The sequence below is a fragment of the Micromonospora sp. NPDC093243 genome, assembly GCF_044753725.1.
In the GTDB taxonomy this organism is placed as follows: Bacteria; Actinomycetota; Actinomycetes; order Mycobacteriales; family Micromonosporaceae; genus Micromonospora.
Genome location: NZ_JBIVNT010000010.1, coordinates 166,308 through 190,638, shown reverse-complemented (window position 1 = coordinate 190,638; position 24,331 = coordinate 166,308). Strand labels below are relative to the sequence as shown.

Sequence of the window (24,331 nt, the reverse complement as noted above, 5' to 3'; positions counted from 1 at the left end):
TTTCCACATTAGGTGGCCCGGTTTGCCGCGGTCAGCCGCATCGGCTGGGCGGTCGGCCGTTGGGTCATCCGAGCCACCGGTCGAACCATGCGCGGGTGCGGCGCAGCACGTCGAGCTGGTGGTTGCGTTCGCGGATCGAGTGGTTCTCTCGGGGATAGACGACGTACTCGTGCTCGACGCCGAACCTGCGTAGCGCACGGTGAAAGAACTCCGCCTGTGACACCGGAACGTTCGTGTCGTTCTCGCCGTGCAGGATCAGCACCGGCGTACGGACCTTGGAGGCGTACGAGATCGGGCTGAGCTGGTCGTGGCGGTGCGGACCCGTTCCCTCCCAGCCGCTGCTGCCGCCGAGGGCAGCCTCGAACGGCCCCTGTTCTCCGGTTGCGGCGAGCATTCCCCAGTCGCTGATTCCGGCGCCCATCACAGCGGCCTTGAACCGGTCGGTCTGCCCGACCGCCCAGGCGGCCATGAACCCGCCGTGGCTCCAGCCGCCGATGCCCAGCCGGTCGGGGTCGGCGACGCCGTCGGCGACGAGCAGGTCGATGCCGGCGCAGATGTCGGTCCACTCGTCGAGGCCGACCGCGCCGGCGACGCGTACGGCGAAGTCGTGGCCGTGCCCTTGGCCACCGCGAGGGTTCGGCAGAAACACGGCGTAGCCGGCGGTCGACAACCACTGGCCTGACGGGTGCCAGCCGAGCATGAGCCGGTCGGCGTGCCGTTCGTACGGGCCGCCGTGAACGAGCGTCACCAGCGGAAACGGCGCGTCCTTGTGGGACCGGCCGGCGGGCAGGATCAGCAGGCCGTCCAGCGCCAGCCCGTCAGATGCCTCGTACGACAGGCGCTTCTGGGCACCCCACCGGATGCTGCGAAGTTCGGGCCTGAGGTCGGTCAGCCTCGTCAGCGGCCCGCTCGTGGGGCCTGCGTAGACGTTCCCGGCCTGGTAGGACGTGCTCACCACCGCCGCGACGGCGTCACCGTGCCGGCTCGTGGTCAACGACGTGGCGAGGCCGTCGACCCGGCACACCTCGACAAGGGTGGGACCGGCTGGATCGAGCCGGTGGATCGCGGAATCGAGCCCGTCGGCGACCAGCACCAGCGGCAGACCGGTGTCGACCTGAACCAGGTCGCTCGGGCAGACAGTCGTGCCGGAGGTCAGGTTGCGATGCTCGCCCACCGGCCCGTTCACCGGCACGGCGACGTCGAGAATCGCGTGCCCGCCCACCAGAGCAGGCGGGGTCATCGCGACATATGCCAGGTGCCAGCCATCGTAGGCGGGCCACCAGACGAGCGACGAGGCGTCCGCCGCGGCCGGGCCGAGGTCCCGCGTTCCGCCGCTGTCCGGATCGAGGAGGTGGAGAGCGGGCTCCACGAGGCCCGGGTCCACGTCGGGGGTCGACCAGGTCAGTACCGCCAGGATTCGGTCGTCGGGCCGCTGGGCCACCTCGACGACGTGGCGATCGCCGAACGCATCCGGTGTACGGATCTCGCGGCTCCGTACGTCGAGCAGCCGCAGCCTGTCCGGGCGTACGCGTTCACCCCACACCCGAGCGTCGTCACGCTCCCTGCCCCGACGTCCGTCCTCAGCGGACGGTTCATCGGCTGCGATCACCACGACCAGGTCCGGATCGGCCAGTGGGAGGTGACCGGACACCCCACCGGCCCAGGACGTGACCGCCTCCACGACGCCGTCGACCAGCCCCACCCGGTGCAGTTGCGCCGTGCCACGCTCGGCCCGGTCGGAGAGAAAGTAGATCAACAGCGAGTCACCGGCCCACCGCGGCGCTGAATCGCACGCCTCACCCGACGTCAATCGTCGCGGCGACCCGGTCCCGTCGACGGCGGCGACCCAGAGTTCGCTGACCGGGTGATCACCCGCCCGCCCGACCGGGGCGACCACGTAGGCGACCCACTTGCCGTCCGGCGACAGCGCCAGTGCCTGCGGAACACGCCCATCAACCACCATCTCGGCGGTGAGTTGTGCACGGGCCACCGACGCACAGTATCGATCAACTACTACGGCGGCCAATCGCTGCCGCAACCTGCATGCCAACGGGAGCCACTAACCGGTTGCCGGTCGGGGCGGGATTGCCTAGCTTGCTCATCGTGTACAACATTGTTGCTGGTGCCTACGGGTGCGCCGGGTGAGTGGTCGTCTCCGCGAGATCGCTCGGCAGACGGTCGCGATCGCCGAGTCGGGGCGCTATCGCAATGGCGCCGGCGATGAGGTCGGCATCGGCGAGGCGGTGCGTGCCGCGGTCGCCGGCACTTGTCATCACCTTCCGGACGAGGTGCTTGCGGTGGGAACCGCGGAGCCCGGCGCCGCCAGGGTGGAGGTGACGTACGAGTCGACGTTGCAGGCGGCCCTGCGGCTTGGGCCTGACGCGGCGTGTCTGGTGTTCGCCTCGGCGAAGAACCCGGGTGGCGGCTTCCTCGGCGGGGCGAAGGCGCAGGAGGAGAGCATCGCGCGCTCGTCGGCGCTGTACCCGTGTCTCCTTGCCGCGCCGGAGTTCTATGCGTTCCATCGCGAGCAGCGCGATCTGCGGTACAGCGACCGGGTCATCTACTCCCCGGGTGTGCCGGTGTTCCGGGACGACAAGGGCAACCTTCTCGACCAGCCGTACAAGACGTCGTTCCTGACCGCTGCGGCCCCGAACCTCGGTGCGGTCGTACGCAATCAGCCCACGGACGCTGCGGATGTGCCGGCGGTGCTGCTCCGGCGTGCCCGGCGGGTGCTGGAGGTCGCGGCTGCGCATGGGCATCGGGCGATCGTGTTGGGCGCGTGGGGGTGCGGGGTGTTCCGCAACGACCCCGCGACGGTGGCCGGCGCGTTCGCCGATGCGCTGCGGGTGGTCGACCGATTCGACCACGTCGTGTTCGCCATCCGCGACGGCCTGCCGGGCACACCCGTGTATCGCACGTTCGTGGAACGCTTCGCAGGACCAGCCGTGGAATCGGCGGCTGGGAACGAGCGTGGGTGAGCGTCGCAGGGCCCGGCGGACCCCGCAGGAGAAGAAGCAGCTGAGCTACGAGCACGACCGGCGGAACAACTATGGCGGGAACGACAAGGGCTCCCGCAAGAGCGTCCGCCGTAACAAGCGCTACCCGAACCGGTCCAACCGCCACCACGAGCGGCAGGTGCTCGACGCAGCGGCCGGTCCGGTAGACGAGCGTGGTGCCGACATGGTCGAGCAGACGCTTTACGTCAAGCGCCGGCGCCGGTGGCGCAAGTGGCCGGACATACCGTTGGCTGTCCACGTCGCGGCGGCCCTGGAACGTCGGCAGCAGTTGGAAGGCGGCCGAGGAGGCCAGCTGGAGGCGAGGCTGCAGCGCCTGCGCGGGCGCGGTGGGCGTTGTCCCGAGCAGGGTAATCATGGCGTGCCTCGATAGGTCCGTCGGCCGAATCGGTCGGCTCCGGTTCCGGTTCGAGCTGCGCCCGCTGAACCAGGTGCATCCCTGGGGCGGGGACCGGCGCACGCTGCACTGGTTTGCCCTGACCGATGGCTGGTATTGGATCGAACTGAACGGTCACCGGCTGCTGCGCTACTCCGAACAAACGGTGCACCGCTGGCGGGCCGACGGCTGGCGAGGCTCGCCCCACGTCGACTACTACGTAGTTCGGCTGTGGGAGGACCTGCTGCAGATGCTGCCCGCGGTGCTCGAGCCGGTGCCCGCCGACCTGGTGCCGTTCATCGAAACTGACTCCATCGGCTGGCTGGAGCGGGGTGAGCATGAAGAGGACTTCACCGCCGAGGTCTGGTACGGCGACCACGTTCTTGATCTGGGCTACCTACGCAACGGTCCGGTGATTCGATGGTGGCGCACCATCATCAACGGGTTCGACGCGGTGACGATCGACTGGTGGAACCGACGCTGCGGGCAGGACATCGATGTCACATTCGCCGGCCCGGCGAGTGGCCGACTGGTCCTCACCACCGAGGAGTTCGTGGACGCCGTGCGGGATCTTGACCGTGGCTTGATGGCGGCGATGCACGAGCGGATCACGGTGCTGGAAGAGCGGCGCGTCGTACTGCCTGATGTCGAGTTGGACCTGACCGCGCTGCGTGCCGAGCATCGTGACCGCGCCGCTTGGTGGCAGCACGCCCTGGACCGGCGATTGGAAACCGACTGGGCAGCAGTCAGAGCCGGGGCCGCCTTGCTGAGACGCGCCTCATGACCATCGACGGCGCCAGCGACGCCGCAGCGAGGGTTGAGGCGGGTGTGCGGGTGAGACGCGAATGACGGACACGCTCCAGGCTCAGCGGCGCATGTCAGCGCGCCTCTGGGCGTCAACTCTGAGGGTGAGAGGTGCTCGCGCTAGTTGACGGGGTGGGTCCGGGCTGGCATGGTCCCGACCATGATCGAGAGAATCGAGTCCCCCGTCCGCCGGTGAGCGTGACGACCGAGCCTGGATCGCTCGGAACCCAGATTTCCCTGTTCGAGCACGCTCTGTCCCTGCATCAGCAGGATCCGGGCTCTCCGCTTGCGCGTGATGGCGCGCCATATCCGGACGACGATCTTCACCGCCGGCGGCGTCGACCACAGACCCGGAAAGATCGGCGGCTCGATGGGGCTGCCGTTGCTGCCATCCTCGACGTGCACTTCGGTAAGGCCCATGGGGCTCCGAGCGAACTCGCCGACGCGTTCCACGATGTCGACGTCCCGATTCATCACAACGAGCACATCGCCTCGGCGGCGCTGCGCGCGGACCGGCAGCAGGTCCGGCAGACCGGCCGATGGCTGGTGCGGCACAGCACTGATCGATGCTCCGCGACAGTCGGGCTGGCACTGCTCGCCACGGATTGGGCGGAGGAAGACATCCCGCTGATCCAGACCATCGGCCTGCTGTCGGACCGGTTCGGGCCGTTGGCCGCGGAGGCGCTGCGACGTCGTCACGGCGGCGAAGAAGCGTTGTTGTGGTTGGCTCAGCGGGTCGCCGGTTGGGGCCGGGTTTACGTCGTCGAGGCGCTCTGCCGACACGCTGTCTACGCTTCCCGTCGGTGGCTGCTGCGCCATGCCTGCGACGGCGACTATCTCAACGGCTACTTCGCTGGCCAGGTCGCCACGGCAGCCCACCTACACGAGGCGATCGTCGGCACCGAGGTCGACGATGACCTGGTGGATCACACTGGCCGGTTACTGAAGACCATGGCTCGCTGCGGTGGCATGGGCATGACCCTTCAGCACTACCCGCCGGCGCCGGCCGTGCTCGCCGCGCATGTGGCTCACCTCAGTCGGCAGGCACCGACCGTCGGAAGGTACGTCGACGCGGCTGTCATCGCCGACCACCTGGTAGAGAAGACGCCTGATCGGTCCGGATGCACCGCCGAGCAGCGAGACCAGTTGGTGCGGCAGTACCTCGCGGTGCTCGATCGACACGACTGGTGTGACATGGTCCGTGCCGGCTTCGGCCCAGACATCGACGTCTTCTCCTGGTTCACCGGCAACGTGGGCGCGCGGCTGCAATTGCGGGCGTTCACCGACCCTGACGGGTGAAGATCGGCGACCCATGTAGCCGATCAGCGTCTGGTCGATGCGGCGCATTTCCTACGCCGCGTTCCACCCCGACTCCGGCAGCTCCGAAATCGCGAATCACTGCCCACACCGCGTCGGCGCTGGGCGCGATCCCTCCCGGGGAAGGGCGGTCCGCACCGTGTCGTTACCCGCCCTCTTCTGCTCACGCCCCCGTTAGGCGGCCCGGAGCCAGGGGAGGGCCAGGGCAGGAAAGGTTGTATCGCGGCCGACCACGGGCACACCCGCGCGCATCGACAGATTCGCCTTCCTTGACGCGTGTCGACCGGACGACCTAGCGTCAGCCCATGAACCGGCCGAGGTTTCTGCCGCTGCTGACCGCCCTGATCATCGCTGTAGCCGCGGCGGCGGTGCCGTCGTCCGCCGCTTCCGCCGCACCCGCCGGTGCGAGCACCGGCCCGGGCACGGTGATGCTGATCGGTGGCGCGCTCGACGACGACAACAGCGCCGTCTACGGGGAGTTCGTCCGCCAGGCCGGCGGTGCGCAGGCCCGCATCGGCGTGCTGAGCGCGTCGTCGGCGACGCCACACTCGAGCGCCAACCAGGTCGGCAAGCTCCTCGAGCGGTACGGGGCCGCCGAGGCCACCTGGATCCCGGTCAACGTCAAACGGGACGGCAGCGGCGACGACCCGGAGCACGCAGCCCTGGCCGCGTCCATGACCGGCTTCTTCTTCGCCGGCGGTGACCAGTTCCGCTACGTCCAGTCCATGATCCACCCGGACGGCTCCGACGGCGCCGTGCTCGCCGCCGTCCGGCAACGCTTCCTCGCCGGCGCGCCGGTCGCGGGCACCAGCGCCGGCATGCAGATCTTCGCCGGCCCCGACATGATCACCGGGGGTTCGAGCTACCACGGCGTACGCGACGGCGCCCAGCCCGGCTACTTCGACACCGACGAGGTCCTCGGCTACTGGCCGGCCGGCGGGTTCAACTTCTTCACCTCCGGGCTGGTCGACACCCACTTCGACGCGCGCGGTCGCAACGGGCGTTCGATCCGGCTCGCCGCCGACACCGGCCACGACCGGGTGTACGGGGTGGGCGAGGACACCGCTCTGATCGTCACCGGCGCCGGCACCGTCAACGAGACGGCCCGGGTGGTGGGCAGCAACGGGGTGTCGATCCTCGACCTGCGCTCGGCCCAGGTGGGTCAGGTTGCCGGGCACTGGTCGATCAGCGGTGTCCGCTGGAGCTATCTCACCGACGGCGACACCTACGATCCCGGCCAGTGGCAGGTCACGAAGGGCGCGACCAACGCACCGCTGGTCCCGGACAGCCGCCCGGCGGCCCCGCCGACCACGGACGTCTTCGGCGCGTACGCGCTGCGTGACGCGGCGCTCGACCTGGCCGACGCCGGGCTCTCCTCCACGACGGCGGGGACGACCGCGGAGACCGCGCCGCCGTTCGTGGTCGACCTGGCCAAGGACGCGGCGTTCCGGGCGTACACGGTGGACGGGGTCACGGCTGTCTCGTTCACCGACCTGACGCTCTCGATCCAGGCAGGTTGACCCGACGCGGCACGGTCCGCCCGGTAGCTTGACCACCACGGCCCGACAGCCATCACGGCCCCGAGGCCGCTCGGCAGCCAGCCAAAGGGGAGACGCCAGATGATCTTCATTACCGCTAAGTTCCGGGTGCTGCCGGAGTACGCCGACCGGTGGCCCGAGATCGCCGGCGACTTCACCCGGGCCACCCGGGCGGAGCCGGGCTGCCTGTGGTTCGACTGGTCCCGCAGCATCGACGACCCGACCGAGTACGTGCTGGTCGAGGCGTTCCGGGACGGGGACGCCGGCGCTGCGCACGTGCAGTCCGAGCACTTTCGCACCGCCCAGCGGACCCTGCCGCCGCACCTCGCCGAGACTCCCCGGATCGTCAACACGACGATTCCGCAGAACGACTGGTCCGAACTCGGCGAGATGGCCGTCCCCGACCGCGGCTAGGCGGTGTGCTGAAGGCTGGAGCAGTCGGAGGGCTGACCACACACGCGCGGCGTGGGCCGGTTGCCGTCCGGACCTACCTTGTGAACTCTCGGGGCTCGAGACGCCAGGTAGGCAGACATGCAGATCATCGAGCACAGCATCATCGGCACCCGGTCCGCGGTCGTGCGCCTTCGGCGCCCCGGCAGCCAGTTGCAGTTCGTTCTCTTCCCCATGCTGCACGTGGCAAGTCCGCAGTTCTACACGGCGGTGGCCGAACGGCTCCGGCGGTGTGACGTGCTCGTCGTCGAGGGCGTCAGCGGACGCTCAGTGCTCGGCTGGGCGATCACGCTCACCTACCGGGTCATGCCCGCGAACAAGCGTTCCGGACTCGTGGTCGACAACATCGCGTACCGGTCGCTCGGCGTGGAGCTGATCAACCCGGACGTGACGGCCGCGGAGTTCGCCCAGGGCTGGCGGGCCATGCCGCTGCGGCACCGGGCGCTCATGTGGTGCGTCATCCCGTTCGTGGCTGTGGCGCAGTTCTTCGGTGGCACGCGGCGCCTGCTCTCGCCGGAGGTCGAGTTGAACGACCTACCCAGCGCCACCGACGAGACGTACGCGGTCAGCGAGTTCGCCGAGCACTTCGAGCGTACGTTCGGCGGCGATCGGGATGAGCGGTTGCTCGCCGCGCTGTCCGAGCTGATCCGCACACGCTCGTCGGAGCCGATCGACGTGGCGATCGTCTACGGCGCCGGTCACGTGCCGGCGATCGTGCGTGGACTCGTCGACCGGCACGGTTACCGCCCGAGAACAGCCGAGTGGATCACCGTGCTGAGCGCGTAGGGCCTCCGCCAGCCCGCTGCCGGGTGAGCCTAGGCGGAGGCCGAGATCGCGGCCGGTGGGACGGCGAGGCCGGCGCCGAAGACGTTCTCCTGGTCGTAGGTGGCCTTGATCCGGCGCAACGCCGCCCAGTTCCGCGCCGTGAAAGCCGACGCGGTCCGGGACGGGTCGTACAGGAAGTTGAGGAAGCTGCTGCCGCGACCACAGCGGGACAGCGCCTCCGTGGTCCGCGGCGACGGGATCGTGTCGAGGATGATCGACAGCGGGGCGTCGCGGTGGGCGGCGGCCCCGTCGTCGCGGGCGATGCGACCACCCCAGTGGCGGATCTCAACGGTGGCGTCCGGCTCGGCCACCAGCGCGGCCACGAGGTCGTCGTCGAGCGTGCGCACCTGGTCGAACGTACGGGCGAACGTGCCACCCATCGCGGCCTGGGCGTAGTCCACGACGCGCATGGTGTCCGCCGCGACCGCTCCGGCGACCTTCCACAGTGGCGCCAGCAGCGCCCGCCCTCGTTCGGGGTCACCGGCGTAGAGGGCCTTGATCACCATCGAGCCGTCGCGGGTGAGAAGCAGGGCGGTGCTGAGCGCGTCCGGCACTCGTTCGATCCACTGCCGGTAGAAGGCGATCGTCTCCGCCGCCCGCTCGCGGCCGAAGGTGACCGCACCGGCGAACACCCGCGCGACCGGGTAGAGGCGGAACTCGAGAGCGGTGACCACACCGAAGGAACCTCCGCCGCCACGCAGCGCCCAGAACAGCTCGGGGTTCCGGTCGGCGCTGGCCGTCGTCAGCTCACCGTCGGCGGTGACGACCTGGGCGCGCAGCACGCTCTCGGCGGCGAGGCCGTGGCTGCGGGCCAACCAGCCCAGGCCGCCGCCCAGCGTGTAGCCGACCACACCCACATCCGGTGAGGATCCGGACAGGGCCGTGAGCCCGAACGGTGCGGCTGCCGCCAGCACGTCGCCCCACCGGGCGCCGGCGCCCACGCGGGCGACGCGGCGGTCCGGGTCGACCAGGACCGACGCCATCGCCCCGGTGCAGAGCAGCAGCGCGTCGTCGTGCGCGACGTGGGTGCCGTGACCGGTGGCCTGGACGGCGAAGGGCAGCGCGTGGCGACGGGCGGCCAGCACCGCCCGGCGTACGTCGGCCGTGCCGGCTGCCCGGACCACGACGGCGGGCCGAGGGTCGAGCGCCGGGTTGAGGGGCTTGCGGTGATCGTCGTAGCCCTGGTCTCCGGGCAGGAGGACCGGGCCGTCGGTACGCAGTGTCTGTCGGATCGTCATATCCGTCAGACCGGTGGGCCGTTGGCAACTCATCGGTCCGGGGTGCGATGAGTTTCCCGGGCGCGGGTGGTCCTACCCAGATGGCGGCCCCCGCGATCTCCTTCGCTGTCGGCGCGGTGACCCGCGCCGACATCCCCGATCTGTGCGCCGACCTCGCCGAGCTGCTGCGCGGCCGTGGCCCCGGCGTCGTCACCTGCGACGTCACCGGGGTCACCTGGCCCGACGTGGTGACGGTCGAGGCGCTGGCCCGGTTGGGCCTGACCGCGCGGCGACACGGCTGGCGCCTGGTCGTCAGCGGCGCCGGCGCGGAGCTGCTGCGGCTCGTCGGCCTGCTAGGGCTGACCGGCGCGTTACCCGAGTCGGGCCGGCAGCCCGAACATCGGGAACAGGCGGTCGGTGTCGAGGAAGTTGGTGACCCCCGCGATCCGCCCGGCTGAGAGTTCCAGCACGATCAGCGCCCACGGGTCGTGTCCCGAGCCGGTGAGGCTGGGCCGGTACTGGCCGAACGCCGGCATGCCGTTGGCCACCACCGGCACCAGCCGGGACCCGCGGCAACCGCTGCCCGTTCCGGACATCCAGGCGACGATGTCGTCGTGGCCGCGCAGCCACAGCGGCAGCGGCGGCATCGACAGGGTCACGTCCTCGTGCAGCAGCGTCGTGAGCGCCTGCAGGTCGTACGCCTCGAAGGCTTTCACGTAGCGCGCGAGCAGCGCCTTCTGCTCGTCGTCCATCGGCTTGTACACGTCGGCGGTGGTGTCGGCGGCCGCGAGGGTGGCCCGGGCCCGCTGAAGGGCGCTGTTGACACTTGGCACCGAGGTGTCGAGCAGGTCGGCGACCTCCTGGGCCGACCAGGCCAGCACCTCGCGCAGGATCAGCACGGCCCGCTGCCGCGACGGCAGGTGCTGCAGCGCCGCGACGAAGGCCAGCCGGACCGACTCGCGTTCGGCGACCACGTCGGCCGGATCGCTGCGCTCCGGCAGCAGCCGGCTGTCCGGCGCGGGGCCCACCCAGAACTCGTCCGGGCGTGGCTCACCAGGCCCAGTGGCGCGGCCGGACCCGGCCGGGCCGAGGTCCATCGGCAGGACCCGCCGTTGCGCGCTGGAGAGCATGGTCAGGCACACGTTCGTCGCAATCCGGTAGAGCCAGGACCGCAGCGCCGAACGCCCCTCGAACTGATCGAAGCCGCGCCAGGCCCGCACGAAGGTGTCCTGTACGGCGTCCTCGGCCTCGAAGACCGAGCCCAGCATCCGGTAGCAGTAGCCGGTCAGTTCCGACCGGTACGCCTCAAGCTGCGACTCGATGGGTGCGCTGGTCGTCACGTCGCTCACCCCGACGAAGGTAGCCGAGGATCCTCCCGCGTGCGGACCGGTCGGCCGCGGGGCTGACCGTGTCGCGGCGCTCGATCCCGGACGGGCTCGGAAATTTCACGGCCGGCAGCGATGAGTTCCCGGGGCCCGGCCGGTCAGTACCGGTGTCTGTTCGACCTGACACGCGAGGAGCCCATCATGACCGCCACGCAGTGGAGCGCCGGCACGGGACAGTACGCCGACGTCAACGGCATCAACCTGTACTACGAGACGCACGGCGCGGGGCGCCCGATGGTCCTGCTGCACGGCGGTCTCTGCTCGGGCGAGATGTTCGCGCCGATCCTTCCCGCTCTGGCCGAGCACCACCAGATCATCCTGGTCGACCTGCAGGGTCACGGCCGGACCGCCGACATCGACCGGCCGCTCGACGTGACGCTGATGGCCGACGACGTCGCCGCGCTCATCGAGCACCTCGGGCTGCAGAAGCCGGACGTCGTCGGCTACTCCCTCGGCGGCGGGGTCGCACTCCTGGCGGCGGTCCGGCACCCGCACCTGGTGGGCCGCCTGGTGGCGGCGTCGACGCACATCCGCCGCGACGCCATCTACCCGGAGATGCTTGACCAGCAGGGTCAGGTCGGCGCGGCCGCCGCGGAGTTCATGAAGGAAACCCCGATGTACGAGCTCTACCAGCGGGTGGCGCCGCGTCCCGAGGACTTCCCCCGGCTGCTGGACAAGATCGGTTCGGCGATGGCGAAGGACTTCGACTACACGGAGGACGTCCGCGGTCTGCAGGTGCCGACGCTGATCGTCGCCGCCGACGCCGACATGGCGCCGCCGAGCCACTACGTGGGGGTCTTCGAGCTGCTTGACGGGGGCCTGCGCGACGGGGGCTGGATGGGCGAGGGCCGGCCCAAGGGCGGGCACGCGCTGGCCATTCTGCCCGGACTCACCCACTACGACCTCGCCGACTCGCCGCTGTTCGCCGCGGTCACGCTCGCCTTCCTCGACAAGCAGAGCTGATTCGGCGGCACACCCGCGTTGCCCGGCGGCCCCTCGGAGGGCCGCCGGGCCTCGACGAATCGCGCAGCAGTGAGCCCGCCTTCCACGGAACTGCCTGTCGAGCATGGGATTCAGGCGGTCAGCTGTCGCTGCTTGGTGAGGTGGACGCTGCCGTGCGGGGCTCCGCCGATGGCAGTGAGGGCGTAGCCGGCGCGCTCGTACAGGCCGATGTTGCGCGTGCTGCGGTGGCCGGTGAACAGCTCGCAGTGCGTGGTCTGCTGAGGGGCCTGTGCTTCGACGTACGAGAGCAGCCAGGAACCGATGCCATTGCCGGCCTGGTCGGGGGCCACCATGAGGCGACCGATCAGCCACGCCCGCCCGTGTGCCCTGGCGCGGACCGCGGCGACGAGGCGGCCGTGCCGGCGTACGCACCACAGCTGCCAGGTCGACATCGACGCGCGCAGGTCATCGAGTGTCTCCCGTAGCGGAGCCAGGTCCAGGGTGTCGTTCGCGAGGGCTTCCTGCACCCAGCAGCACCGCTGGAGCACGAGCAGTTCGGCCAGGTCGTCGGGCTGGGCCGTGCTCAGCCTCAGCCCTTCGACCGGCACAGCAATGCTGGTGTCTTCACCGTCGGTCCCGGTGCGCAAGGATCGCATCGCTCGGGCCACCCGGCTCAGCTCAGAAAGCACTCTACGAGCGGATTCTTGCAGTCCCGCGGATTCGAGCACCTGCCCGTCGCGGGTGCTGTCGGCGATGCGGAGGGCGACGGTGGCACCGATGGGCATCATCTTCAGGGTCGTGACGACCTGCTTGGTCATCTGTACCGACCTGGTGCCCGCCGAGGTGTTGCCGTAGCTGACGAACCCCACCGGCTTCCATGCCCACTCGTGGTAGAGAAAATCGAGCGCGTTCTTTAGTGCCGCGGGCATGCCGTAGTTGTACTCCGGTGTGATCACCACGAAGGCGTCAGCCGCGGCCACCCGGCGGCTCCATGCGTGGGTGTGTTCGTGAACGTACCTGCCGCTGGAGGGATGCTCGGGCTCGTCGAGCAGCGGCAGCCCGATGTCGGCCAGGTCCGCGACGTCGAGGCTGATTCCGCCACCTGCGGCTTCCGGCAGGGTTGCCCGGACAAACCAGTCGGCGATTGCGGGTCCCAGGCGCCCGGGTCGGGTGCTGGCGACGATGACAAGGACCTGCAGGGGCTCGCTCGAGGTATTCGATGACATGTCAACGACCGTACCCGGAATTTCTATGACGTGTCAACGAGGTGTACGGTGAGCACGTGGACGCAGCCTGGCTGAGCGAGGACGAAGAACACGCGTGGCGTGCATTCCGGCGCCTACTGATCGCGCTGCCGGCGCGGCTCGGCCGGGACCTGGCCCGCAACTCGGGGCTGTCACCGGCCGACTACGAGGTGCTGAGCACGTTGTCGGAGAAGCCGAACCGTCGGTGGGCGCTCAAGGACCTCGCCGCCAAGATGGAGTGGTCGCGCAGCCGGCTGTCCCACCACGCGGCACGCATGCAGGGCAGGGGACTCATCGACAAGGAGCCCGATCCGCAGGACGCGCGGGGCTGCATCCTGCACCTGACCGACGACGGCTTCAGGGTTCTGGAGGACGCCGCCCCGCACCACGTCGTCTCAGTCCGCTCACGCTTCCTCGATCATCTGAACCCCGACGAACTCGCGATGCTGCGCAAGCTGTCAACCCGGATCGCCGACCTGCCCGACTGACATCGCACCGAGAACCCGACCACCTGGTGGACGTGTTCGCCACGTGGTCCGGTAGTGGAGCCTCGTGCGACAGCCCTGAGCTGGCAACGCGCCGCTGGCGTCGGGTATGGCGAGGCAAGGTCACCCATCGCGCCGTCGACGCCGGCGCGACCGGCACCGCCGCTGGCATGGCCATTTCCGCCATGCCAGCGGGCGGTGGATGTCCGACGAGAACGACTTCCAACTCCTGGCCGGCAGCGCCGCAGATTCGCTCGCTGTCCCGCCGCGTATGCGGCCCCACCACACGGCCCCGTCCCGGTCATGGTCTCGACCCCGGACAGGCGTGCTCGCATCAGTCCGAAACTAGTCGGCGGGCTTGCCGAACCAGCGGGAAAGGTGGTCGGCCAGGTCCTGCTGATCGTCACCGATCCAGGCGACGTGGCCGTCGGGGCGTAGCAGGACGCACGGAACATCCAGTACCGCAGTGGGATCCGCGAGGTAGTCGACCCGGTCCGACCAGCCGCCGACGGTCAGGCGTTCGGTGCGGTCCAGCAGCAGGCCGCGGCCGCGATGCAGCAGACCGTAGAGGCGGCCCTGTTTCACGTCGATGTCGTGCAGGCGGCGGCCGAGCAGGTCGGGGCCTTCGCCGAAGTCGTAGCGGATGCCGATCGCGGTGATCTTCTCCACCAGGTAGCGGTTCACCTCGTCGAAGTCCATCAGCTCGGTGAGCAGCCTGCGCACCGCTTGCGGGCCCGGTCCGGTGGACAGCAGTTCCATCTGGGCGCGGGTGTTGTCCAGCACGTCCTCGGCTACCGGATGACGTTCGGCCTGGTAGGTGTCCAGCAGTGTTTCCGGCGCCCAGCCGCGGATCTGTGCGGCCAGTTTCCAGCCGAGGTTGAATGCGTCCTGAACGCCCAGGTTGAGACCCTGTCCGCCGATGGGTGGATGGATGTGTGCCGCATCGCCGGCCAGCAGCACCCGCCCGACCCGATAACGTTCGGCTAGCCGGGTGGCATCACCGAAGCGGGACAACCAGCGCGGGGAGTGCACGCCGAAGTCGGTTCCGGCGATGGTGCGTAACTGCTGCTTGAAATCCTCGAGGGTGGGCGGTTCCGCACGGTCGCTGACCCCCGCGGCGGGGACCACGACGCGATAGACCCCAACGCCTGCGGCCCTGAGGCTGAATCGTTTGTCGGTCTCGCCGATTTCGGACGCCTTGGCGGCGATCTCCTCCTGCGGCGCACCCACTTCCATCTCGCCCATCAGCGTCTCGGTCCGCGAGGGCTCGCCGGGGAAGCCGACGCCGAGCAGTTTGCGCACCGTACTGCGCCCGCCGTCACAGCCGACGAGATAGCGCGAACGCAGCTGCTCCCCGTCGGCCAGCTTGACGGTCACACCGTCGTCGTCCTGCTCGAAATCGGCCACCGCACAGCCGTGCCGGACCTGCGCACCCAGTTTGATCGCATGTTCCTCGAGCAGGTGAACGATGACCGGCTGCGGGATGCCCAGCAGATAGGCGTACGCGGAATCCAGGCCCTCGGGGGCGGGTTTGTCGATGGCGGCGAAGTAGCTGCCGGCCGGACGCTGTCTTCCGCGTTCGAGAATGCGCTCCAGCAGCCCGCGCATGGCCATCAGCTCGATGCTGCGAATGTGCAGACCGACTATGCGGACGAACGACGCGGGCTCGGTGTCCTTCTCCAGGACGATTACCCGCACATCGTGCAGCCGCAGTTCGGCGGCCAGCATCGCACCAGTGGGCCCGCACCCGGCAATGATCACGTCGAACATGAGGGGCGGGTGACCGGTGGCGGAGGCCGGCGATGGGAGCCCGGAAACGTCGACCACGGTGGAGTCGCGCCTGACCGTATCGGTCGACGGCGGCTCGGCGGTGAATTGCGGAGAGTGCATAGGTGTTGCCTTTCGGGAGGGCCTGTTGGCGAGGCGCTCCCGGCGACACCTACGTCAATCGCCCGACCGTGACGGCAAGGGGGAGCACCCACATCGATACAGCGTTCATGGGTCTCACCTCCTCAGGTGGTGTCTCGGTCAGCTGCAAGCTACAAGCCCGAGCATCATCGCGTCCAGTCCTTTCCCGGCCAGGTGATCACGACTCCACACGGGCTCGTGCGGCCTACCGCGCGACCGCCGTCGGTTCGGTTGAGCCGTCATGCGCCGGCTCCAGCCGGGGGCTCCTGGGGTCGGAGCTGTCGGGCACGCCAAGGAGCTGAGTTTCGGTTCGTGTTCGGGTGGGCCGGAGCTGGAGGACTGCGACGGAGGCCAGCACCAGGGCGCCGCCGGCCAACTGCACCGGGGTCAGGGTTTCGCCGAGGATGAGCGTGGCCAGGGCGGCGGTGACCACGGGCTCGAAGGTGGACAGGATGGCGGCGGTCGACGGGCCGGTCCGTTTCAGGCCGGCGAAGAAGGCCAGCATCGCCACCACGGTGGAAACCACCGCGATGCAGGCCAGCCAGAACCATCCCCACGCCCCGAAGTCGAGGTCGACCCCGCCGGTGAACAGGGCGCGGCCGCCGAGGCTGCCGGCGGCGCCGGCCATCACCAGCGCGGACAGCACCACCGGCGCCAGCCGGTGCACGACGGTGTCGGCGACGAGGATGTAGATCGTGTAGGTGATCGCGGCGGCGAAGGCCAGCAGCGCCCCGAGCGGGTGGAAGCTCACGCCGCCGGCGCCGAGCAGGACCAGCAGGGTTCCGCCCGATGCGGCCACCAGCGCGGCGCCGCGTCTCGGGGTGAGCCGGTCGCGGCCGAGCAGCACCGCGCCGACGGTGACCAGGACCGGGTAGGTGTAGAGGATCAGGGCGAGCAGCGAGGCGTCCATCAGTTCCAGCGAGGAGAAGAACAGGCTCGCCTGCGTGGCGTAGCCGATGGCACCGAGCCCGATGGCGGTGGCCAGAAGGCGGCCGCGCGTCATCGCCGGCCGGCCGGGCGCCTCACTCTGGTGCTGATCCGGTTCCGCGCGGCGCAGGCCCGGCCTCACCAGCAGGAGCACCCCTAGCAGCATGGCGGCCAGGGTGAAGCGCACCAGCAACAGCGCGCCGGGTGAAACTCCGGCGTCGTAGGCGAGCTTGCCGAAGATCGCCATCGCGCCGAAGCCTGCGGCGGACAGAAGACATAGTGCGGGACCCATGCTCCAAGGATTCGCAACCGGACTCATCAGGTCCAGCGATGATTCCTGGAGCTAACTCGTTAGGATACCCACATGACCGTGTTGGACCTTCGGCGGCTGCGTTTCCTGCGGGAGTTCGAGGAACGCGGCACCCTGGCCGCGGTCGCCGCGGCGCTGGGCTACAGCCCCTCCACGGTGTCCCAGCAGCTCGCCATCCTGGAGAAAGAGGTCGGTGCCCGGCTGTTCGACAAGGCCGGACGGGGCGTACGCCTCACCGACGCCGGACACCTGCTGGCCCAGCACGCACGTGTACTGCTGTCGGCGGCCGAAGCGGCAGAGGCCGACCTGGCCGCGCTGAGCGGTGACATCCGGGGCACCGTGCGGGCCGGGGGCCTGCAATCGGCGGCCCGTCGCCTGCTGGTCCCGGCCCTGGCCCGACTGAGAGCCGATCACCCCCAGGTCCGCGTGGAGATCTTCGAGCTGGAACTCGAACAGTCGCTGCCGGGTCTGCGGCTGGGCGCGGTAGACCTGGTCATCGGCGACGAGTACGACGGTCATCCCCGGCCCCGCCCGGCCGGACTGCGCTTCACGCTCCTGCTCGAAGAGCCGCTGAAGATCGTGCTACCGGCAGCGCATCCGCTGGCCCGGCCGGGAGGGCCCGTCGCGGTTGCCCAGCTGCGCTCCGAGGTCTGGGCAGCTTCCGCCGAGGGCACCGGTCACCACGCCATGGTCGTCGGGACCTGCCGGTCCCTCGGCGGATACGAGCCTGACGTGCGGCATCGCTGCAGCGACGCCGACGTGCAACTGGAACTCGTCCGTGCCGCGGCCGCGGTCGCCCTCCTGCCGGTACTGACCCTGCCGGCCAACGACCCCGCTGTCGCGATCCGTGACGTCGCCGAAGTCGCGGTCAGGCGCCGTATGGTCGCCGTCACCCGGGACACGCCGCCCGCCCCCGCACTGACCGCCCTCCTGACGGCCGTGACGGGTCAGGCGTACGCGGTCAGCCCCATCGGATCCGCCTAGTCCTTCTCGAGACCGCCAGTGCTTCCTGTGCCAGACCGCACGACGCGGGAACCCGAGTCACGGCCAAGCGGGCGTCCCGTCGGGGACAGCGGGCGAGGCGCACCGTTGCTGGGCCCGATGTGCACGTCGGGCCCCGCCGCAGTTGCCGGCATGCGCGCCGGCACGTCCGCTCGTCCGGCGAGGAGATCCGGGTCTGGCGGGTCGGCTGGAGCTCAGGAGGCGGTTCGGATGTCGTTGACGGGGTGGTACTTCATGAGGACGACCCCGGAGGCGAAGGGTTCGGCGGACATCAGTTGCAGTCGTGCGGGCGGTTGCTCGCCGTTGAACAGCGCCTTGCCGCGGCGCAGGTACACGGGGTGCACCAGGAGGTGGATCTCGTCGATGAGCCGGTGGTCGGCGAGGGACTGGATCACTCTGAGACTGCCGTAGACCACGATGTCCCCGCCGGGCTCGCGCTTGAGCTCGGTGATCTCGTCGGGGTCGACGTGGGTGAGTCTCCGGGTGTTCTTCCAGGTTGCGGTGTTTCCTGAGGCGGAGACGACGATCTTCTCCAGGACGTCGATTCGCTGGGCGTACCCTCTCACCTCGTCCGGCTCATCGGGGTTCTGGGCGGCCAGCGGCCAGTAGCCGGCGAAGTCGGCGTGCGTGACCCTGCCCAGCATCAGGCTGCCGGCGTTATCCACCAGGTCACGCTCGTACTTCTGCAGCTGGTCGTCGACCAGCAGCCAGTCCATCTCGTCGTCTGGGCCGGCGACGAACCCGTCGAGGGTGGTCCACATCGACACGACAATCTTGCGCATCTCTCGCCCTCCGTCATGGTGCATTCTGCGCTGGCTATCGGCCGCCGCTGAGCGCGGATCGGACGGGTTCCGGTGTCCGCGTCGGGAACCGCTCCTGGAAATCGACGACTCCGACCCACGTTGGGCGCAGGCCGATCCGGACCATCCGCAGGCCCGGCTTGTCTATCGCCTTCAGGTAGGCGTTGCCCACCTCGTCGCCCATTCCCGCACGCTGGATAACGGCGTACTCAGGCAGGACGCCCTGGACCTCCATCAGGGTGACCTTGCCGCGCAGCATGAGCACCTCTGGTAGCCCGTCTGCGGTGTCGATGCAGATCGCCACGTCCGGCCGTGCGCGCAGGTCACGGATCTTGTAGGTGCCAGCGAACGCGCCGACGACCAACTCTTCGCCGGTCCACAGGAAGTTCACCGGGATCAACCGCGGCGTCCCGTCCTTGCTGGTGTAGGCGAGGCGTGCCAGGGGCGCGACGAGCAGGCGCTGCGCTAACGGGGTGTCCAGCAGCTTCAGATCACCTTGCGACAGGCTCGACGCTTCGGTGTCGGGCAGGCTCATGAGAGCCACGCTAGAGTGCTAACTCCTAAGGAACAAGTGGAACTCCTAAAAAAGGACTCGGGTAGGCTGGAAGTCGTGAGCGGCATGCGTAGCTATGGGGATCCGTGCGGTGTCGCGCGTGGACTGGATGTCATCGGCGAGCGATGGGCGCTGCTGGTGGTACGCGACCTCCTGCTCGGCCCGAGACGTTTCAACGACTTGCTCGGCGGCCTGCCCGGCGTGAGCCCGAACGTGCTCAGCCAGCGGCTGCGCCAGCTGACCGAGCACGGCGTGGTGCAACGGCGGGACCTGGGCCCCCCGACGCGGGTCCACCTCTACGAACTCACCGAATGGGGCCGCGCCCTGGAGCCCGTCCTCCTGCAGTTCGGCCGCTGGGGGAGCCAGTCACCGCAGCCACCCGAAGGGGCCCTCGGCATCGACTCCCTGCTGCTGAGCATCAAAGCGACCTTCGATCCGGCGCGAGCCGCGGACCTACGCGGCGTCTACGAGTTCCACATCGACGCCGAGACGTACCTCGCCGACGTCGCCGACGACTCGGTTCAGATCCGCCGCGGCACGGCGCCCGACCCCGACGCGACGCTCACCACCGACATCGACACCCTCCGTGCCGTCTGCGGCCACCAAATCACCATGGCAGCGGCACTGGACTCCGGCACGCTGCGCCTGAGCGGTGACAAGCACGCCAGGCAGCGTCTCACCGACCTGCTCCTGGCCCCGTTCACCCCCGCACCTCAGCCGGCCAAGCCCTGACGTTGTGACTACGCTGTTCGAGCGGAACGTCGACGGCCTGCGCACCATCGAGTGCGCGTTCAGGACGGATACGTGTTGCCAGGCGTCGTTGCGATCACTACCTCGGCTACCGGCTGCCAGCCGAGCGTCAGGTACAGACGTTGACCGTCCTCGCTGGCGATGAGAATGCCGTGTTCCGCGCCTTCTTCGATCGCGGAACTGGCTAGTGCACTCATGACCGCGCTGGCTAGGCCCTTGCGGCGATGAGCTGGCATGGTCTCGATTCGGTCTGCGACCGCATCCGTGCCGGCCACACCCATCGTGCCGCGGGCGCCGACCTCTCCCGACTCGTGCCGAACCGTGGCCGTGACCACGCGGTCGCCGCGGTGCGAATCGACCTGGGTCAGGAGCCGGTACGGTGCCACCGGCATGTTCTGCTGATGCCCGCGAAGATCGGTTGTCATCAGCAGTTCCGAGTGCTTGAGCACGATCAGGCCGGCGGCCGTCAGAGCCGAGGCCGCGCTCGCCGGGTCGGTGGTGGGCACGGTCAGCCACGTGACGGCGTCCTCGCTGGCGACCAGCTCAGCCAGCGTGGCGAGCGACGCGAGGTCCTCGCCGGCATCGAGGGCGACATACTCGATGTCGCGGCCGGGTTGCATGCACCGGACCCGTAACGCGCCGCCTACGTCTTCGGCGACGGGCAGTTCGCGAGCCACGCCCCAGCCGCGCTGCCAGCGGACGATGAGATCTCGCAGGTTGCTCATCCATTGAGTAGATCACCTGCACGTGAGCAACCCGCCGCGGGAACCCGCATCCGTGCCGAGCCGGTGGCGGCCGCCTCCACCGAGACGGTGGCCGCCACCGGCGCGGGCATCACAGGTTGGCGCAGTACCCGATGCTGAACGTGCTGGCGCCGGCGGTCAGGACCCGGTTCCAGCCCACGCCGCTGATCCGGTAGCTGCCGCCACCCATCGGCTCCCGCTCGAAGTTCCACGCGTTGTAGATGTCGCCTTCGAGGTTGACCACGGCGTGCCACTCGACGGGCTTGTCGCCTCGGTTGGTGGCGGTGATGGTGGCGCAGTAACCGCCGCCGTCGTCCGACGGCCATGCGGTGAAGCGCGTCGCCACGACGTCCACGTTGGAGCCCGCCACCAGCCGGCCCACGCCCCATCTGGCGGTGCTCTGGTAACCCACGCCCTCCTGCTCGGCCCAGTTGCGGATCGCCGTCCGGGTGCCGTTCGACGCGTCGTTGACCTGGAAGTCCAGGCCGTGGAACGTGCCGAGGCCGCCGTACTCCAGCAGGCTGATCGCGGCCTCGACGGTGTAGCCCGTCCCGGTGCGGACGGCCGCGCTCTGCAACCGGCTGCCCTGGAACGTCTCGTCACCCGTGCCGAACGAGACGACGTTGTCGGCGTTGATCCGGATCTGGGTGTCGTCGTAGCGGTAGGCGCCGTTCTTGGCGTTGCCGGCGTCGACGTAGATCTCGACCGAGTCCTGCGTCCACGGGTCGGAGCCGGAGACGTCCACCACCGGGTCGGCGACCTCGGCGAGCACGTAGAGCGTCTGGCCCCGCCAGAGGGTCCGGACGGTGGCGGTCGCGCCGTTGGTGCCGGACACCTGCTTGGCCGTGGTCACCATGCCCGCGTGGGCCCAGACCGCGTCGACCGTGCCGTCGATGACCGGCGCGCTGGCGACCTCGCGCACCTCCAGGTACGACAGCTCCTCGACCAGGGTGAGAGTGCCGACCGCGCCGGGACTGTTCCAACCGGACGTGGCGCCGTTGTCGGTGACCCGCACGTCCAGGGTGAGCGTGTCACCCCGCACGGCGTCGGCCAGCGGCAGGTGGGCGACCAGGTGGTAGCCGCCGTCCCGGGTGGCCGCCACGGCCGGCACCGCGCCGCTGCCGTCCCGGGAGACCTGGTAGGTCTCGCCGTTCAACACAAAACTGACCCGGTCGTCGACGGAGACGGTCGTGTCGGTGACCGTGACGTACGCCGTCAGGTGGTCCGGCGCCCAGCGCAGCTGGAACCGCGCCCGGTCCCCGACGGGGTGCAGCGGCAGCTTGCGCCAGGCCAGGTCGCTGGTCGCGGCAGCGGTGAGGGGTACGTCGCCGGCGAAGACGTTGGCGGTCCGCAGCCGGGCGGGCAGCTCGCCGTCCACCGCCCCGTGGTAGGCGGGCTTGGCTTTCAGGTTGTCGTCGAAAAGCAGCGGCGCGCCGCTGTCGGCCCGCCACGACCGGCCGTCGGTGAGCCCCCAGACTGTGACGGCGAACAGGTCGTCGCCGTGCGCCCGGAAGACCCGGAAGGCGTCCCGGTAGTAGTAACCCTGCTCGATCAGGGTCGCCTGGGTCACCGGTGTGCCGGTGGTGACGTCCAGTTCGGTGACGGCCTGCGTCACGGGCAGGTCCCCGAACGACTCCAGCGCGGCCTCCAGGCTGCTGACCGGCGTGGCCAGCGAGACGTGGAACTGGTGGCCCACACCGTCGATCGGCACGCCGCGCGCGAGCAGCCGCTCGACGAGGGCCCGGTAGCGGACCTGCTTGCCGCTGTGCTCCGTGTTGTAGTCGTTGATGAAGAGGGTGACCGGGTCGGCGCCCTCGGCGGCGTAGACGTCGTTGAACGCCTCGTCCGCGTACTCGAACGTGAGGTCGATGTAGCTCTCACCGAGGATCCGGTACCACTCGCTGCGGCGCAGCCCGTCGGCGTACTCGCCGCTGTCGCTGATCACCTCGTTGACCGCGTCGAACGCGTACAGCGGGTTGGTGGGGGAGCCGAAGCGGCCGTACCGCTCGCTGAGCGACTCCGCGACGGCGAAGATGTGGGTGCGCAGCCGGTCGCGCAGCACCTGCTGGTGGGCCTCGGAGGTGGTCAGCGGCTGGCCCGCCGAGTCCTTTAAGAACCAGGCCGGGGTCTGGCTGTGCCAGACCAGCACGTGACCGTAGACCCGCAGGTCGTTGTCCCGGGCGAAGTCCATCAGGGCGAGCGCCTGGTCGTGCGGGCGGAAGGTGCGCTCGTCGTCGTACCAGGCCTCGGGCTTCATGTGGTTCTCGGGCGTGATCTGGTTGAAGTGCCGGGTCAGCAGCTGGGCGGGGGCGCCCACGGTCTCGCGGCTGTCGACCGCGACGCCGACCGGGAAGTCGGTGGTCTCGTGGATGCCGGTGAGGTCCTCGACGACCGGGGGCTCGGGCACCCGTACGACGATGTCGTCGACGAGGAAGTCGCTGGTGTTGCCGGTCGTGTCCGCGCCCTGCCAGCGGCTCTCGAAGTAGAGGAAGGCGCTCTCCGCGGCCGGCATGGTGAAGCTGCCGGTCACCTCGGTCCACCCGGTGTTGGTGACGGTGTCGAACTGGGCGAGGGTGCTGAACGACTGGCTGCCGCCGGTGGTGCTGGCGAGGCTGAGCCAGATCTGGTCGGTCGGCTGGCCCTCGGCGAACCGCAGCCACGCCCGGAAGGCGTAGGTCACACCCGTCTCGAACAGGCCGGTCACGTCGCGGCCGATTCCGGCGCCCTGGTTGACCCGGTCGGTGACCAGAGCCGCGGCGGCGCCGCTGTGCGCGATGTCGCTGAGCATGACCCGTGGGGCGCCCGGGCCGCCGTCGCGCGGTCCCCAGCCGTCCAGCCCGTCCTCGAAGTCGGTGTCGATGACGACGGTGCCGGGCGCCGGTCCCCCCGGCCCGCCGTCCGGTCCGGTGATCACGACGTCGTCGACGAGGAACGGGGTGGTTCCGTCCGCCTCGACGTAGAGGGTGGCGGAGCTGAGGCCGGTGGGCAGGGTGTAGTCGCCGCCGATCCGGACCCAGCCGGTTGCGGTGGCGGTGACGCTTCCGCCGATCCAGGTGTACGTGGTGTCACCTCCGTTGGCCGGGGTCGCCTCGACGGTGAAGTGCACGCCGGCGCTGCCGTCGGTGCCGGCCGGGAGCTTGGCCCAGGCGGTGACCGAGTGCGGCGTGGCGGGCTCGAACAGAGCGGTCGCGCTCGTCGCGGGGCCCTGCCAGTTGGCCGTGCGGCCGGTGACCGAGAGGCTCTTCTGACTCTCGTGGCCCTCGTCGGCAATGGCGAGGGTCACGTCACCACGTGGGCCCCAGGGGCTGTACGAGCCGGTTTCGAAGGTGGTGGAGAGGACGGTCGCGGCGGCGGCCGGCGTGGGCGCCACCGCGAGGGCGGCGACGAGCGCGGTCGAGCAGAGCACGGCCAGCTGTCGCGACCGGCGTCGTGTTCGACGAGACGAGTGCCAGAGTCGCATCGGGGGTCCTTAGGCGATCGGAGAGCGTCGGCGGGTTGGTGCTGGCATTCGGTGAGGACTTCCAAGTGCGTGAATGTTATGGCGACGCATGCTTTTCCGGAACGTTTCGAAGAATTTTCGGACCAGAAGGCTCTGGCGACGCGGCCGATCTCCGTTGTCCGGACCCGGGTGACGAGACTCCGGGAAGCCGGCGCTGGCGGCGCCGGCGGTATCGCCGCGCGGTGACCGTCGGGCTCGCCGTCAAACAGTCAAGCCTGACTTTTTCTGCGGCGTGATTTCGC

The 24,331-nt window shown here is 69.7% G+C and carries 22 protein-coding genes; 12 read left to right on the top strand and 10 right to left on the bottom strand.

What is annotated here, in order from left to right:
• Positions 1 to 64: 64 nt before the first annotated feature.
• A complete protein-coding gene (locus tag ACIP9D_RS29265) occupies positions 65 to 1,963 on the bottom strand; it encodes a S9 family peptidase (RefSeq protein ID WP_350874777.1) in 1,899 nt (632 codons plus the stop codon).
• A gap of 178 nt (positions 1,964 to 2,141) precedes the next feature.
• On the opposite strand from ACIP9D_RS29265, the gene ACIP9D_RS29260 reads away from it, so the two are divergent.
• The 7 genes from ACIP9D_RS29260 to ACIP9D_RS29230 all read left to right on the top strand — a co-directional run bounded on the left by ACIP9D_RS29260 (position 2,142) and on the right by ACIP9D_RS29230 (position 8,285).
• Complete coding sequence (locus ACIP9D_RS29260) at positions 2,142 to 2,978, top strand: TIGR02452 family protein (RefSeq protein WP_350874587.1); 837 nt, start codon at positions 2,142 to 2,144, stop codon at positions 2,976 to 2,978.
• Complete coding sequence (locus ACIP9D_RS29255) at positions 2,971 to 3,387, top strand: hypothetical protein (RefSeq protein ID WP_350874588.1); 417 nt, start codon at positions 2,971 to 2,973, stop codon at positions 3,385 to 3,387. The genes ACIP9D_RS29260 and ACIP9D_RS29255 overlap by 8 nt, the downstream gene beginning before the upstream one ends.
• On the top strand, positions 3,371 to 4,174 hold the full coding sequence (locus ACIP9D_RS29250; RefSeq protein WP_350874589.1) for a DUF5984 family protein: 804 nt from the start codon (positions 3,371 to 3,373) through the stop codon (positions 4,172 to 4,174). The genes ACIP9D_RS29255 and ACIP9D_RS29250 overlap by 17 nt, the downstream gene beginning before the upstream one ends.
• A gap of 212 nt (positions 4,175 to 4,386) precedes the next feature.
• Complete coding sequence (locus tag ACIP9D_RS29245) at positions 4,387 to 5,493, top strand: hypothetical protein (RefSeq protein ID WP_350874590.1); 1,107 nt, start codon at positions 4,387 to 4,389, stop codon at positions 5,491 to 5,493.
• Between the two features lie 323 nt (positions 5,494 to 5,816).
• Complete coding sequence (locus ACIP9D_RS29240; RefSeq protein WP_350874591.1) at positions 5,817 to 7,031, top strand: cyanophycinase; 1,215 nt, start codon at positions 5,817 to 5,819, stop codon at positions 7,029 to 7,031.
• A gap of 99 nt (positions 7,032 to 7,130) precedes the next feature.
• Complete coding sequence (locus ACIP9D_RS29235; RefSeq protein WP_350874592.1) at positions 7,131 to 7,463, top strand: putative quinol monooxygenase; 333 nt, start codon at positions 7,131 to 7,133, stop codon at positions 7,461 to 7,463.
• A 117-nt stretch (positions 7,464 to 7,580) separates the two neighbouring features.
• Entirely contained in the window at positions 7,581 to 8,285 is a 705-nt protein-coding gene (locus ACIP9D_RS29230) for a hypothetical protein (RefSeq protein WP_350874593.1), read from the top strand.
• A 29-nt stretch (positions 8,286 to 8,314) separates the two neighbouring features.
• Here the strand turns inward: ACIP9D_RS29230 and ACIP9D_RS29225 are convergent, their stop codons facing one another.
• Entirely contained in the window at positions 8,315 to 9,562 is a 1,248-nt protein-coding gene (locus ACIP9D_RS29225; RefSeq protein WP_350874594.1) for an FAD-binding protein, read from the bottom strand.
• A gap of 80 nt (positions 9,563 to 9,642) precedes the next feature.
• Here ACIP9D_RS29225 and ACIP9D_RS29220 point away from each other — a divergent pair, with 80 nt between their 5' ends.
• Positions 9,643 to 9,999 carry an STAS domain-containing protein gene (locus tag ACIP9D_RS29220; protein ID WP_350874595.1) on the top strand — a complete coding sequence of 119 codons (357 nt, stop codon included), beginning with the start codon at positions 9,643 to 9,645 and terminating at the stop codon, positions 9,997 to 9,999.
• On the opposite strand, the gene ACIP9D_RS29215 is transcribed toward ACIP9D_RS29220, so the two are convergent.
• Positions 9,913 to 10,890: a sigma-70 family RNA polymerase sigma factor gene (locus ACIP9D_RS29215; protein ID WP_350874596.1), complete on the bottom strand. Its 978-nt coding sequence runs from the start codon at positions 10,888 to 10,890 to the stop codon at positions 9,913 to 9,915. The genes ACIP9D_RS29220 and ACIP9D_RS29215 overlap by 87 nt on opposite strands.
• A 177-nt stretch (positions 10,891 to 11,067) precedes the next feature.
• On the opposite strand from ACIP9D_RS29215, the gene ACIP9D_RS29210 reads away from it, so the two are divergent.
• Positions 11,068 to 11,889: an alpha/beta hydrolase gene (locus ACIP9D_RS29210; protein ID WP_350874597.1), complete on the top strand. Its 822-nt coding sequence runs from the start codon at positions 11,068 to 11,070 to the stop codon at positions 11,887 to 11,889.
• Between the two features lie 110 nt (positions 11,890 to 11,999).
• Here ACIP9D_RS29210 and ACIP9D_RS29205 read toward each other — a convergent pair whose 3' ends face one another.
• Positions 12,000 to 13,094 carry a GNAT family N-acetyltransferase gene (locus ACIP9D_RS29205; RefSeq protein WP_350874599.1) on the bottom strand — a complete coding sequence of 365 codons (1,095 nt, stop codon included), beginning with the start codon at positions 13,092 to 13,094 and terminating at the stop codon, positions 12,000 to 12,002.
• Between the two features lie 56 nt (positions 13,095 to 13,150).
• Between ACIP9D_RS29205 and ACIP9D_RS29200 the strand changes: the two genes are divergently transcribed.
• Positions 13,151 to 13,600, top strand: coding sequence for a MarR family winged helix-turn-helix transcriptional regulator (locus ACIP9D_RS29200; protein ID WP_350874600.1), 450 nt, complete (start codon positions 13,151 to 13,153; stop codon positions 13,598 to 13,600).
• Positions 13,601 to 13,942: 342 nt separating this feature from the next.
• Here ACIP9D_RS29200 and rox read toward each other — a convergent pair whose 3' ends face one another.
• Together rox and ACIP9D_RS29190 are read right to left on the bottom strand one after the other, a co-directional pair.
• Entirely contained in the window at positions 13,943 to 15,367 is a 1,425-nt protein-coding gene (rox, locus tag ACIP9D_RS29195) for a rifampin monooxygenase (RefSeq protein WP_350874601.1), read from the bottom strand.
• A 343-nt stretch (positions 15,368 to 15,710) separates the two neighbouring features.
• Positions 15,711 to 16,679: a DMT family transporter gene (locus tag ACIP9D_RS29190; RefSeq protein WP_400451289.1), complete on the bottom strand. Its 969-nt coding sequence runs from the start codon at positions 16,677 to 16,679 to the stop codon at positions 15,711 to 15,713.
• 117 nt (positions 16,680 to 16,796) lie between these two features.
• Here ACIP9D_RS29190 and ACIP9D_RS29185 point away from each other — a divergent pair, with 117 nt between their 5' ends.
• The gene (locus tag ACIP9D_RS29185) at positions 16,797 to 17,726 is read left to right on the top strand and encodes a LysR family transcriptional regulator (RefSeq protein WP_350874603.1); all 930 of its coding nucleotides are present in this window, start codon (positions 16,797 to 16,799) and stop codon (positions 17,724 to 17,726) included.
• 212 nt (positions 17,727 to 17,938) lie between these two features.
• Here ACIP9D_RS29185 and ACIP9D_RS29180 read toward each other — a convergent pair whose 3' ends face one another.
• Positions 17,939 to 18,526, bottom strand: coding sequence for a dihydrofolate reductase family protein (locus ACIP9D_RS29180; RefSeq protein WP_350874604.1), 588 nt, complete (start codon positions 18,524 to 18,526; stop codon positions 17,939 to 17,941).
• A 34-nt stretch (positions 18,527 to 18,560) separates the two neighbouring features.
• On the bottom strand, positions 18,561 to 19,079 hold the full coding sequence (locus ACIP9D_RS29175) for a pyridoxamine 5'-phosphate oxidase family protein (protein ID WP_350874605.1): 519 nt from the start codon (positions 19,077 to 19,079) through the stop codon (positions 18,561 to 18,563).
• An 84-nt stretch (positions 19,080 to 19,163) separates the two neighbouring features.
• Between ACIP9D_RS29175 and ACIP9D_RS29170 the strand changes: the two genes are divergently transcribed.
• Positions 19,164 to 19,829, top strand: coding sequence for a winged helix-turn-helix transcriptional regulator (locus tag ACIP9D_RS29170; protein ID WP_350874779.1), 666 nt, complete (start codon positions 19,164 to 19,166; stop codon positions 19,827 to 19,829).
• Between the two features lie 59 nt (positions 19,830 to 19,888).
• Here the strand turns inward: ACIP9D_RS29170 and ACIP9D_RS29165 are convergent, their stop codons facing one another.
• Both ACIP9D_RS29165 and ACIP9D_RS29160 read right to left on the bottom strand, forming a co-directional pair.
• Positions 19,889 to 20,572, bottom strand: coding sequence for a GNAT family N-acetyltransferase (locus ACIP9D_RS29165; protein ID WP_350874606.1), 684 nt, complete (start codon positions 20,570 to 20,572; stop codon positions 19,889 to 19,891).
• Positions 20,573 to 20,681: 109 nt separating this feature from the next.
• A complete protein-coding gene (locus tag ACIP9D_RS29160) occupies positions 20,682 to 24,050 on the bottom strand; it encodes an endo-1,4-beta-xylanase (protein WP_350874607.1) in 3,369 nt (1,122 codons plus the stop codon).
• Positions 24,051 to 24,331 lie beyond the last annotated feature (281 nt).